11 protein-coding genes are annotated in these 11578 nt (G+C 69.0%); 4 read left to right on the plus strand and 7 right to left on the minus strand.

The window, feature by feature from the left end:
- Window positions 1–290: 290 nt before the first annotated feature.
- Window positions 291–617 carry a hypothetical protein gene (locus LG334_RS16885; protein WP_404379804.1) on the minus strand — a complete coding sequence of 109 codons (327 nt, stop codon included), beginning with the start codon at window positions 615–617 and terminating at the stop codon, window positions 291–293.
- A gap of 58 nt (window positions 618–675) precedes the next feature.
- The gene (locus tag LG334_RS16890) at window positions 676–3015 is read right to left on the minus strand and encodes a xanthine dehydrogenase family protein molybdopterin-binding subunit (protein ID WP_404379805.1); all 2340 of its coding nucleotides are present in this window, start codon (window positions 3013–3015) and stop codon (window positions 676–678) included.
- Window positions 3016–3219: 204 nt separating this feature from the next.
- On the opposite strand from LG334_RS16890, the gene LG334_RS16895 reads away from it, so the two are divergent.
- The 3 genes from LG334_RS16895 (at window position 3220) to LG334_RS16905 (ending at window position 7247) form a co-directional block, all read left to right on the plus strand.
- Window positions 3220–4929 carry an NADPH-dependent assimilatory sulfite reductase hemoprotein subunit gene (locus LG334_RS16895; RefSeq protein WP_404379806.1) on the plus strand — a complete coding sequence of 570 codons (1710 nt, stop codon included), beginning with the start codon at window positions 3220–3222 and terminating at the stop codon, window positions 4927–4929.
- Between the two features lie 150 nt (window positions 4930–5079).
- Window positions 5080–6495, plus strand: coding sequence for a siroheme synthase CysG (cysG, locus tag LG334_RS16900; RefSeq protein ID WP_404379807.1), 1416 nt, complete (start codon window positions 5080–5082; stop codon window positions 6493–6495).
- A gap of 20 nt (window positions 6496–6515) precedes the next feature.
- Window positions 6516–7247, plus strand: coding sequence for a phosphoadenylyl-sulfate reductase (locus LG334_RS16905; RefSeq protein WP_404379808.1), 732 nt, complete (start codon window positions 6516–6518; stop codon window positions 7245–7247).
- A 3-nt stretch (window positions 7248–7250) separates the two neighbouring features.
- Here the strand turns inward: LG334_RS16905 and LG334_RS16910 are convergent, their stop codons facing one another.
- Both LG334_RS16910 and LG334_RS16915 read right to left on the minus strand, forming a co-directional pair.
- Window positions 7251–7562 carry a hypothetical protein gene (locus LG334_RS16910; protein WP_404379809.1) on the minus strand — a complete coding sequence of 104 codons (312 nt, stop codon included), beginning with the start codon at window positions 7560–7562 and terminating at the stop codon, window positions 7251–7253.
- A gap of 111 nt (window positions 7563–7673) precedes the next feature.
- Complete coding sequence (locus tag LG334_RS16915) at window positions 7674–8495, minus strand: transglutaminase family protein (protein WP_404379810.1); 822 nt, start codon at window positions 8493–8495, stop codon at window positions 7674–7676.
- Window positions 8496–8662: 167 nt separating this feature from the next.
- Here LG334_RS16915 and LG334_RS16920 point away from each other — a divergent pair, with 167 nt between their 5' ends.
- Window positions 8663–9100, plus strand: a complete 438-nt coding sequence (locus tag LG334_RS16920) for a CBS domain-containing protein (protein WP_404379811.1) — start codon at window positions 8663–8665, stop codon at window positions 9098–9100.
- Window positions 9101–9258: 158 nt separating this feature from the next.
- On the opposite strand, the gene LG334_RS16925 is transcribed toward LG334_RS16920, so the two are convergent.
- The 3 genes from LG334_RS16925 to LG334_RS16935 all read right to left on the minus strand — a co-directional run bounded on the left by LG334_RS16925 (window position 9259) and on the right by LG334_RS16935 (window position 11575).
- The gene (locus LG334_RS16925) at window positions 9259–10014 is read right to left on the minus strand and encodes an amino acid ABC transporter ATP-binding protein (protein WP_404379812.1); all 756 of its coding nucleotides are present in this window, start codon (window positions 10012–10014) and stop codon (window positions 9259–9261) included.
- Window positions 10015–10037: 23 nt separating this feature from the next.
- The gene (locus LG334_RS16930; protein WP_404379813.1) at window positions 10038–10706 is read right to left on the minus strand and encodes an amino acid ABC transporter permease; all 669 of its coding nucleotides are present in this window, start codon (window positions 10704–10706) and stop codon (window positions 10038–10040) included.
- Between the two features lie 101 nt (window positions 10707–10807).
- Window positions 10808–11575, minus strand: coding sequence for a transporter substrate-binding domain-containing protein (locus tag LG334_RS16935; RefSeq protein ID WP_404379814.1), 768 nt, complete (start codon window positions 11573–11575; stop codon window positions 10808–10810).
- Window positions 11576–11578 lie beyond the last annotated feature (3 nt).

An 11578-nucleotide genomic window follows, 5' to 3' on the forward strand; every position in this document is an offset into this window, starting at 1 on the left:
CAAGGATCGTGCCACTGCCATGGGGTCGCCGAATCCCGCGGTTTCCCAAGTGGTTCGCCCGATACCGGGGCCGCCTCCGTTCGCGCCGCTTAACGCCGCCGCATCATCACCCGCCGCATCCGCGCCGCAGAGGCAGGAAACACCGGCCTTTTCGCTCCGTCCGGAAACGTCAAGCACGCTTAAACCCTTGTGCGGGAACAAGAAAGGCGCCCCTTGCAAGGACGCCTTTATCGTGGCTTCAAGCACATGAATGGATGACGCGGCCTGCGCCGGATGGCTGAGGCCCTGGGCTAGAAGCCACCTCCCTTGGTGACGAGCTTCGGCGTCGTCAGCTCGATGATGGGCGTCAGGCCGATATCCTGGTTGATGTCGCTACGGCTTGTGGCGAAGCCGGCCCTGCCTGCATCGGCGTAGGTGTCCAGATCCCCGACATCGCCGCCGCCCGTGCGCATCTGGGGACGGATGAGCGGCCGGATCGGCGCGGCGGGACGGGCCGCCTCGGCCTCCGTCAGCGGGGCGGTGCCGAAGGGGGAGTCTCCGGCCTCCTGCGCCGATGCAGCGGCGGAAACGGCAAGACTGGCGACAAGAAGGATCGATGGGCGCGACATCTGGACCATGACGGAAACCCTTTCCGGCTAAGGACGCCACACCCGAAGCAAGCGCCGCGCCAGTCGCCTACTCCGCCGCCGCACGGCCACCGGCCGTCTGCAGGGCCTGCCACACCTTGAGCGGCGTCGCCGGCATCTGCATGTCGTGGACGCCGGCCGCGCGAAGGGCGTCCAGCACCGCGTTCATCACTGCCGGTGCGGCGCCGATGGTGCCCGCCTCGCCGGCGCCCTTCACGCCCAGAATGTTGGTGCGGCAGGGAATTTCCACGGTGGAAAAATCGATATCGGGCAACAGGTCGGCACGCGGCATGGCGTAGTCGAGCATGGTGCCGGTAACCAGCTGGCCGCTGTCTTCCTCGTACACCACCTCCTCCAGCAGCGCCTGGCCGGCGCCCTGGACGATGCCGCCGATGATCTGGCCGCGCAGCAGCATGGGATTGAGCACCACGCCCATGTCGTCCACCACCGTGTAGCCGACGATGCAGGTCTGTCCCGTCTCCGGGTCGATCTCCACCTCGCAGATATGGCAGCCGTTGGGATAGGTGGCCTCGGGCGGCGTCCAGGCCGCCTGCTCGCGGATTCCCGGGGCGTCGGGGTCCGGGCTGTGGTCGAAGGCCGCCGCCGCCACATCGGCCAGAGAGCGCACGGCGTTGGTGCCGCGCGCCCTGAAGGTGCCGGCGTCGAAGGTGACGTGGTCCACCGGCACGTCCAGCAGCCGCGCGGCGACGGCCTTGCCCGTCTCCACCACCTTGTCCACCGCCTGCGACAGCGAGGCCCCGCCGACGGGCAGCGAGCGCGAGCCGCCGGTGCCCTTGCCCGTGGGCACCACCTGCGTGTCGCCCTGGACGACGCGGATGCGGTCCATGGGCAGGCCCAGCTCTGCCGCGACCATCTGCGCATAGGCCGTCTCGTGCCCCTGGCCCGACGACTGGCTGCCGATGAGCACGGTGGCCTTGCCGTCGCGGTCCAGGTGGACGTGCGCCGTCTCGTCGCCGCCGCCGCCGCAGGCTTCCACATAATAGCTCATGCCGATGCCGCGCAGCCGCCCGAGCCGGGCAGCGTCGGCACGCCGGTCCTCGAACCCGGCCCAGCCGGCGCGGCGCATGGCCTCCTCCATCAACCGCGCGAACTCGCCGGAATCGTAGGTGCGGCCGAGCGCGGTCCTGTAGGGCATGGCGTCGGGCGGGATGAAGTTGCGGCGGCGCACCTCGTCGCGCGGAAGGCCCGTGGCCTCGGCGGCGGCGTCCGCCAGCCGCTCGATCACATATGACGCTTCCGGCCGTCCGGCGCCACGATAGGCGTCCACCGGTGCCGTGTTGGTGGTCATCACCCGCACCCGCGCATGCGCCGTCGGGATGGTGTAGACGCCGGGCAGCATGGCCGTGCCCGCCATGGTCGGCACGAAGGCCCCCATCTGCGAGACGTAGGCCCCGACGTTGGCGCGGGTGTCGACGCGCAGCGCCAGGAACCGTCCCTCGGCATCCAGCGCCAGTTCGGCGCGGGTCAGGTGGTCGCGGCCGTGGGTGTCGGCCAGGAAGCCTTCCGTCCGTTCGGCCACCCATTTCACCGGGCGGCCGACCTTGCGCGCGGCGATCAGCACCAGGGCGTGCTCGTTGAACAGGAACAGCCGCATCCCGAAGCCGCCGCCGACGTCCGGCGAGATGACGCGCAGCTTCTCCGGCGGCACCTTCAGCACGCTCTGGCACAGCCAGCCCTGCAGGGTGTGGGAGCCCTGGCTGCCGGTGGTCAGGGTGAAGCGGTCCTCCGCGGCATCGTACTCGCCCAACGCCCCGCGCGGCTCCAGCGGAGTCGGCGCGAGGCGGTTGTTGACCAGGTCCAGGCTGACCACCCGGTCGGCCTTGGCGAAGGCGGCCTCCGTCGCGTCGGCATCGCCCATGGACCAGTCCACCAGCACGTTGCCGGGCGCGAGGCCGGACCAGACCTCCGGCGCGCCCTCGGCCGAGGCGGCGGACAGGCAGGCGACCACCGGCAGGTCATCGACCTCCAGCATGACGGCCTCGGCGGCATCGCGGGCCTGCTGGAGCGTCTCCGCCACCACGAAGGCCACCGGCTCGCCTACGAAGCGCACCGTGTCGCGGGCGAGCACGGGACGCGGCGGCACGGGCATCTTCTCGCCGGCGGCATTCTTGGGCCGGACGATGGTGGGCAGATCGCCGATGTCGTCCGCCTCCAGGTCGACGGCCGTCAGCACGGCCAGAACGCCCGGCATCTCGCGGGCGGATTCTACATCCAGCTCGCGGATTTTGCCGTGGGCGACGGACGATCGCACCGTCACGCCATGCACCTGGCCGGCCGGTGCGATGTCGTCGGTGTAGTGCCCCGCGCCGGTCAGGAATCGCTGATCCTCAACCCGGCGGATGGCCTGTCCCGCGCCGAAACGACCCATGAAAGCGCCTCCCTGATGTCCGATGCGTTTGCTCGACCATACGACAAGCAGGCCGGCTCAGGAACCGCGCGTCGGTACAACATTATTTTAGTGTTGTTTTTTATCGTTTGACTCTGTGTCGGTGTGTTTTATGGTGTGATCCACACAGCCGGCAGACTATTTCCAACACCGGCCCGTCACGCAGCAGCACAGCAGGGACCAGGCATGGCACAGAAGCGCACCGCGCCGTCGGCCGTTGAGGCGATCAAGCAGGAGAGCAAGGGCCTGCGCGGCACCCTGAAGGCCGAACTGGCCGAACCCGGTGCCTTCACCGAGGCCGCGCACCAGCTCCTCAAGTTCCACGGCGCCTACGAGCAGTTCGACCGCGACACCGCCACGGCTCGCAAGAAGCAGGGGCTGGAGAAGGAATACAGCGTCATGGTGCGCGCCAAGATCCCGGGTGGCCGGGTGACGGCGGCGCAGTACCTGGCGCTGGACACGCTGGCCGACACCTGCGGCAACGGCTCGCTTCGCGTTACCACGCGCCAGGGCATCCAGTACCACGGCATCCTGAAAGGCGACCTGAAGGCGGCGATTGCGGGCATCAACGACAGCCTGCTGACAACGCTGGGCGCCTGCGGCGACGTGGTGCGCAACGTGATGAGCCACCCCGCCCCCATTGCCGACGCCAAGCACCGCCGGCTGGAAGAGGACGCGCGGCGCATCTCGGAACGCTTCAACTGGACCTCGGGCGCCTACCACGAGATCTGGCTGGACGGCGAGCCGGTGGACGCCGGCGATGACGGGCTGGCGCAGGAAGACGCCATCTACGGCAAGCTCTACCTGCCGCGGAAGTTCAAGATCGGCATCGCGCTGCCCGAGGACAATTCCGTCGACATCCTGACCCACGACCTGGGCATCATCGCCCTGTTCGAAGGGGACGAACTGGTCGGCTACAACCTTGCCCTCGGCGGCGGCCTGGGCCAGACCCATAACCGCGAGGACACGTTCCCGCGGCTCGGCACCCCGCTGGTCTTCGTCGGGCCCGACGACCTGATCCGGGGCGTGGAGGCGGTGGTGGCGCTGCAACGCGACCACGGCAACCGCGCCGACCGCAAGCGCGCGCGCCTGAAGTACGTGCTGGAGGACAAGGGCATCCCCTGGGTCCGCAGGACGCTGGAGGAATACTTCGGCGGACTGCTGGAGGACGCGCGCCCCATGCCGGCCTTCCAGGTCGCCGACCACATGGGCTGGCAAGAGCAGGGCGACGGCCGCTGGTACCTGGGCCTTCCGATCTCCAGCGGCCGCATCCAGGACACCGAGACCGTCCGCCTGCGCACCGCGCTCCGCACCGTCGTCAAGCGCTTCGCCGTGGACGTTGTGCTGACGCCCGAGCAGGACATCATCCTGTCCAACGTCGAGCCCAGCGACCGCACCGACATCGAGGACGAGCTGCGCGCCCATGGCGTGCGGCTGGCGGAAGACATCGTCACGCTCGACCGCTGGACGCTCGCCTGCCCCGCCCTGCCCACCTGCGGCCTGGCACTGACCGAAGCCGAGCGGGTGCGCGACCCGATGGTGGCCGCCATCCACACCGAAATGGAGCGCCACGGCATCGGCGCGGAAGCGGTCAGCTTGCGCATCACCGGCTGCCCCAACGGCTGCGCCCGCCCGCCGACGGCGGAAATCGGGCTGGTCGGGCGGATGCCGGGCAAGTACGCGGTTTTCGTCGGCGGATCGTTCGAGGGCACGCGCCTGAACGAGAAGCTTCAGGACAAGGTGCCCGAGGCCGACGTGCCGGTGCTGCTGGGCCGCCTGTTCGGCCTGTTCGCCGAACAGCGCGAGCATGGCGAACGCTTCGGCGACTTCTGCCACCGGCTCGGCACGCAGGCGCTGGCCGACCACCTGAATGCCATGGCCGAGGCGGCTGAGTAGAGCCGCCCCAGGTCCACCCCTTCCCGACCTCCTCCGCCGGTCCGCGTCCTTCAGGGCGTCCGGCTTCGACCCCCGCTGACGGGTGCCCTTCCCCACAGGCGCGGCATCGGCGGAGGAGGCGGGGACCCTGCACCCCCTGGAGGGCACGGCATGGAGCAGTTCCCCATCTTTCTCACCACCACCGGCGGATCGGTGCTGATCGTCGGCGGCGGGGTGAACGCCGCCCGCAAGGCGCGCCTGCTGAGCAAGGCGAGCGCACGGGTGGACGTGATCTCGGACGGCCCGCCGCACCCGGAGCTTCAGACCCTCGCCGACGCCGGGGCGGTGACGGTGCACGCGCGCCCCTTTACCGACATTGACGTGGACGGCCGCCTGCTGGTCATCGGCGCGGTGGAGGACGACGACGCGCTGCTGTACCGGATCGCCGCCGCCGCCAGGGCCGCCCGCGTGCCGGTGAACGTGGTCGACCGGCCGGACCTGTCCACCTTCCTCATGCCCGCCATCGTCGACCGCGACCCGCTGGTGGTCGCCATCGGATCGGGCGGATCGGCGCCTGTTCTGGCGCGGTCGATCCGCGCGAAGATCGAGGCGATGCTGCCCGCCCGCACCGGCGCGCTGGCCCGCTTCGCCGACGGCTTCCGCTCCACCGTCGCCCGCGCCCTGCCCGCCGACGCACGCCGCCGGTTCTGGGAATGGGTGTTCGACGGGCCCGTCTCCTCTGCCGTTCTATCGGGCGACGAACCGCGCGCGCGATCGGCCCTCATCGACCGTCTCAACCGCAACCAGGCGGGCGAGACGCCGGGCCTGGTGCAGCTGGTGGGTGTCGGCCCGGGCGACCCCGACCTTCTGACCTTCAAGGCCCTGCGCGCGATGCAGACGGCCGACGTGGTGCTGGTGGACAGCCTCGTGTCGCCGGAGATTCTGGAATGCGTGCGCCGCGATGCCCTGCGCATCGACGTCGGCAAGCGCAGTGGCCGCCACACCATGCCGCAGTCCGACATCCAGGAGTTGATGGTGGAACACGCCCGCGCCGGCCAGCGCGTGGTGCGGCTGAAGGGCGGCGATCCGTTCCTCTTCGGCCGCGGCGGCGAGGAACGCGCGCACCTGCTGGCCGCCGGCGTGCCGGTGGAGGTGGTGCCCGGCGTCTCGGCGGCGTTTGGCTGCGCGGCGGCGACCGGCATTCCGCTCACCCACCGCGACCATGCGCAGGGGGTGACGTTCGTCACCGGCCATGCCCGCGACGCCGACGGAGTGCCGGACCTGGACTGGGAAGCCCTGTCGCGTCCGGGACATACGGTGGTGGTCTACATGGGTGTCGCCACCGCGCCCGCCATTGCCGACCGCCTCATCGCCGCCGGCCGCAGTGCCGCCACGCCCTGCGCTGTGGTCGAGAACGGCACCCGACCCGACCAGCGCACCCTGCCGACCACCCTTGGCGCGCTGGCCGACACTGTTGCCGCAGCCGGCGTCAACGGCCCCGCTCTTCTGTTCATCGGCGAGGTCTGCGAGGCCGTCGCCACCGATTTCGCCGTTCAGGCACCGCCCCTTGCGGCCGGTGCGTTGTAAGTCAGGTCACGGAGCTTTCGATGCATTCTTCCTCCGCCCAGGCGCTTGCCGACCTTCCCGACGCATCCCCCGAGCTGGCCGCGCTGGCCGACGAAACCCTGACGGCCGAGGCGCTGCTGGAACGCGCCGTCGAGCTGTTCCCCGGCAAACTGGCGCTGGTCAGTTCCTTCGGCGCGGAAGCGGCAGTGCTGCTGGAGCTGATGGCGTCCGTCGATCCTACCGTGCCGGTCCTGTTCATCGACACGGGCAAGCTGTTCGGCGAGACCCTGCGCTACCGGGATCGTGTCGCGGAACATCTGGGGCTGGCCGACGTGCGCTCCATCCGTCCGCGCCGCGACGCCGTGCAGGCCGCCGATCCCAACGGGGTCCTGTGGACCCAGGACGCCGATGCCTGCTGCGCGCTCCGCAAGGTGGAGCCGCTGGAGCGCGCGCTTGGCGGCTTCGACGCCTGGATCAGCGGCCGCAAGCGCTTTCACGGCGCCACGCGGGCCAGCCTGCCCAAGGCCGAGGTCGTCGACGGCCGGGTGAAGATCAACCCGCTGGCCGACTGGACGCGCGAGGAAATCCAGGCGCGGTTCGAGGCGTCGAAACTGCCGCGCCACCCGCTGGAGGCCGACGGCTTCCTGTCCATCGGCTGCATGCCCTGCACCGACCGCGTTCAGCCCGGCGAGGACATCCGCGCCGGGCGCTGGCGGGGCCAGGACAAGACCGAATGCGGCATCCACTTCACGGGAAGCGGCGACGGGATTTGACGCCTACTCCGCCGCCTCCGGCGCCGGCTCGCGCGGGGTGGCGGCGGCCAGAAGCTCCGTCAGACGGTCCAGCGCCTCGGAAAGCGACGACGCAGCGGAGGCCGGGGCGGAGTCCGCCGGCATCGCCACGACGCCAGCGGCAGTCAGACGCAGGACCACCGGCCAGACCAGACCGTCGGCGGTGAAGAACTCCACCTGGCCGTCCTCGCGGTCGGGGCCGATGACGAATACGGGCCGGGCGTCCACCTTCTCCCGCGAAAGGCGGCCACGGGCCTGCGCCACCACCTCGTGGGGCACGGGAGGAATCTGGAACATGGGGTGCCTCCGTAGGGAATGGTGCGTTGCGGCGACTTTGGGGACGAGGCGCCCCGCCGTATACCGAAACTTCCGTGACACCCCCGCCTGCCCCCGTCCCGCCCCCTTCGATCAGGCGAGGTCTTCCGGCACCTCGTCCGTCCACACCCGAAAGGACCGCAGGCCCGCCGGGCCGAAAATGTGCGTCAGCGGCACGTCGGCGGCGTCGCGGCCTTGCGCGATCAACGCCCGGCCCACGCGCGGCACCCGGTTGCGCGGGTCCACCGTGTACCAGCGCCCGCCCACGAACACCTCGAACCAGCCGGCGAAGTCCATGGGGCCGGCGGGCGGCGGAATGTCGATGTCGCCCAGGTATCCGGTGCAGTAGCGGGCGGGCACGTTCAGCGCCCGGCACAGCGCGACCCCCAGGTGCGCGAAGTCGCGGCAGACGCCGGTGCGTTCCGTGAAGGCCTCGAAGGCCGTCTTGGTGGGGCGGGCGAAGTGGTAGCCGAAGGTGATGTGGTTGTGGACCCAGTCGTTGACGGCCTCCACCCGCGCCCAGGTCAGCGGCAGATGGCCGAAGGTGTCCCACGCCGCCTGCGACAGGCGGTCGGTCTCGCAATAGCGGCTGCCCAGCAGGTAGACCAGCGTCTCCGGCGGCAGGTCCTGCACCGGGGTCAGCGGCGTGTCCGGCGGCGGCCGCTCGTCGGGCACGCGCGGCAGGCGAAGGGTGGCGTCGGTGGTCAGGCGCATGGTCCCCGGCGGCGCGACAAGGCGTGAACACCAGTTGCCGAAACCGTCGCGGTAGGGCGTGATCGGCACCGGCGGGTCCGTCGCCAGGCGATCGGGCTGGCGCAAGGCGTCCGTCAGGGAATGGTGGATGGTCAACAGCACGATCATCGGCGTCGGGGCCGGACAATCGTATTGCACGTCGTAACCGACCCGCAGCAGCATGGCGTGCTCTCCCTTGCGGTGAATTGCACATCGTAGCGCCTTTCGCGCGGCGTTATCGCCCCCAAATGAGAGGGAGGCGCCGCCAAGGCCGGCGCGCACGACAGGCAATCCCGTGGCGGAACGTCTTTCGGCCACCGCCACGGCCACTCCAGACCGGGGAGCGCGGCATGACGATCAGCAAGATCCTGTCTCAGAAGGGTACCGCCGTTCACACGGCCCGCAGCACCATGACGGTGGAAGAGGCCATCAAGACCATGTGGGAGTTGGAGATCAGCGCGCTGGTGGTCTGCGACGACGGCCGCCGCATCGACGGAATCGTCTCCGACCGCGGCATCATCCGCGCCCTGGCGAGCCAGGGCACCGAGATCATGGGCCGCCCCCTCGCCGACATCATGACGCGCGAGGTCATCACCTGCCGGCCGACGGACCGCATCAACAACATCATGGCCCAGATGACCGAACGGCGCATCCGCCACTTCCCGGTGGTGGACGGCGAGGGAATGCTCATGGCGCTGGTGTCCATCGGCGACGTGGTGAAACACCGCATCGACGAAATCGCCAACGACGCCGAACACATGCGGGATTACATCAGCAACGCGCGGTGAGGATGGCTTGAGGGCGCAGGGTGGTGAAGACGGCCGGCGGCGGTTGTGGATTCCTGCTTTCGCAGGAATGACGGGTCTCTGATTGTAATCAAGTGTCTTGTATAGCCGTCACCCCAACGAAGGCTGGGGTCCACATCCGGCCTGAGCCGCCCCACCCGCTAATGCTTCAACACCCGCGACAGGAACGACTTGGTGCGCTCGCTCTGCGGGTTGTCGAAGACTTCCGCCGGGGGGCCTTGTTCGACGATCTGGCCCTCGTGGATGTAGATCACCCGGTCGGCGACCTCCCGCGCGAAGCCCATCTCGTGGGTGACCACCATCATGGTCATGCCCTCGGCCGCCAGCTCGCGCATGACGTCCAGCACCTCGCCGATCATTTCCGGGTCGAGCGCCGAGGTCGGCTCGTCGAACAGCATGACGCGCGGGTCCATCGCCAGCGCACGGGCGATCGCCACGCGCTGCTGCTGGCCGCCGGACAGCTGGGCCGGATACTTTTCCGCCTGGTTGCCGATGCCCACGCGGTCCAGCAGGCGGCGGGCCGTTTCCTCGGCCTGGTTGCCGCCGATCTTCCGCACGCGCATGGGCGCCAGCATGATGTTCTTCAGCACGGTGCGGTGCGGGAACAGGTTGAACTGCTGGAAGACCATGCCGACCTCGCGCCGGATGGCTTGCAGGTTGCGGCTTGTCTTGCTGGTGGCGCCGGGCTCCAGCGGGTGGCCGTCGACCACGATGCGCCCGCCCTGGAAGGGCTCCAGCCCGTTGACGCAGCGGATCAGCGTCGACTTGCCCGAGCCGGACGCGCCGATGATGACGATCTTCTCGCCCGGCACGACCTCCAGGTTGATGTCCTTCAGCACGTGGTGGCTGCCAAAGTACTTGTTGACGTCCTTCATCTCGACGATGGGGTCAGCCATTGTCGTCATCCTCCCCGTCCCGCTCATTGACCGACCAGACCGCTGCGCTCAAGCCCGCGCAGGATGGCGGAGAGCGTCAGCGTGATGACCAGGTAGAGCAGCGCCACCATCAGGTAGACCTCCAGCGCGTTGAAGGTCGTGGCGATGTAGATCTGCCCTTGGCGCACCAACTCGCCCACACCGATGACGGAGAACAGCGAGGTGTCCTTGATGGACACGATGGCCTGGTTGCCGAGCGGCGGGATCATGCGCCGCAGCGCCTGCGGCCAGATGACATAGCGGAAGGTGTCCAGCCGCGACAGGCCCAGCGACAGGCCGGCTTCCCGCTGTCCCCTGTCGATGGACTGCACGCCGCCGCGCACGATTTCCGAAATGTAGGCGCCCGCGTTCAGCGCGATGGCGGCGATGCCGGCGGTCAGCGCGTTGATGGGACCGCCCAGAACCTGCGGCAGGCCATAGAAAATAAACAGCACCTGCACCAGCACGGGGGTGCCGCGGAACACCTCGATATAGGCGATTGCCGGCCAGCGCAGCAGGCGCACCGGGTTGATGCTGAGCAGCCCGAAAATGATGCCCAGCACAAACCCGAAGATCAGACCGACGCCGGAAATCAGAAGGGTATAGGGAATGCCTTCCAGCAGGTAGGGGATCGAGTTGATCGCCGCCTGCCAGTCGAACTGGAAGTTGCCCACCTGTGGGGTCTCCTCGGTCTCCTGTCCTCAAACGGCACGCACCGGGGCGGGTATTACGCCCTGCCCCGGTGCGCGACCCCGAAAGGCGGGGTCAGGCCGCCTTAATTGCTTTCGCTGGTCGGCATTTCGCCGAACCACTTCTTGTAGATTTCGGCGTAGGTGCCGTCTTCCTTCATGGAGGCGAGCGCCTTGTTGGCGTCATCGACCCACTCCGAGCCCTCGTTGAAGGCGATGCCGTACTGCTGGCCCTCGTACAGCGGGCCGACGGTCTTGACCTTGTCGCCGCCCTTGGTCTTGGCGAAGTAGCCCACGTTCGGCGCGTCGTAGAACACGGCGTCCACGCTGCCCGACATCAGCGCCATGTACATGTCGGCGCTGCCCGGATAGGGCGTGATGTCGGCATCGTCCAGGTTCTCGGTCAGGTAGTCGTAGCTGGTCGAGCCGATCTTGGTGCCGACCTTCTTGCCTTCCAGGTCGGTCATCTCGTCCACGTCGCTGTCCTGCGGCACCAGCAGGCGCAGGCCGCTGTCGTAGTACGGGTCGGTGAAGTCGACGATCTTCTCGCGCTCTTCGGTGATGGTGATGCCGGCGATGGCGACGTTCGCGTTGCCGGTCTGAACGGCGGGAATGATGCCGTTGAAGTCCATGGTGCGCAGGTTGTAGTCGAACCCGGCGCGCTTGGCGACCTCGGACAGGATGTCCATGTCGAAGCCGACCATCTCGCCGGTATCCTGGTCCATCATCTCGAAGGGCACGAAGGACGGGTCCGTGACGGCTTCCAGCGTCTCGGCGGCGGCCGGGGTGGCGACCGCGGCGGTGGCGGCGACGGCGGCGGCCATGCTCAGGCGCGAAATCCAGGTCCTGTTCACGGT

It is taken from the genome of Caenispirillum salinarum, assembly GCF_044803115.1.
In the GTDB taxonomy this organism is placed as follows: domain Bacteria; phylum Pseudomonadota; class Alphaproteobacteria; order Rhodospirillales; family Rhodospirillaceae; genus Caenispirillum; species Caenispirillum salinarum_A.

Excerpts from the sequence above, each read along its gene's own strand:
- LG334_RS16915 (WP_404379810.1), bottom strand. The coding sequence starts at position 8,495 with ATGCTGCTGCGGGTCGGTTACGACGTGCAATACGATTGTCCGGCCCCG.
- LG334_RS16895 (WP_404379806.1), top strand. The coding sequence starts at position 3,220 with ATGGCACAGAAGCGCACCGCGCCGTCGGCCGTTGAGGCGATCAAGCAG.
- LG334_RS16885 (WP_404379804.1), bottom strand. The coding sequence starts at position 617 with ATGGTCCAGATGTCGCGCCCATCGATCCTTCTTGTCGCCAGTCTTGCC.
- LG334_RS16890 (WP_404379805.1), bottom strand. The coding sequence starts at position 3,015 with ATGGGTCGTTTCGGCGCGGGACAGGCCATCCGCCGGGTTGAGGATCAG.
- LG334_RS16905 (WP_404379808.1), top strand. The coding sequence starts at position 6,516 with ATGCATTCTTCCTCCGCCCAGGCGCTTGCCGACCTTCCCGACGCATCC.
- LG334_RS16910 (WP_404379809.1), bottom strand. The coding sequence starts at position 7,562 with ATGTTCCAGATTCCTCCCGTGCCCCACGAGGTGGTGGCGCAGGCCCGT.
- cysG (WP_404379807.1), top strand. The coding sequence starts at position 5,080 with ATGGAGCAGTTCCCCATCTTTCTCACCACCACCGGCGGATCGGTGCTG.
- LG334_RS16925 (WP_404379812.1), bottom strand. The coding sequence starts at position 10,014 with ATGGCTGACCCCATCGTCGAGATGAAGGACGTCAACAAGTACTTTGGC.
- LG334_RS16920 (WP_404379811.1), top strand. The coding sequence starts at position 8,663 with ATGACGATCAGCAAGATCCTGTCTCAGAAGGGTACCGCCGTTCACACG.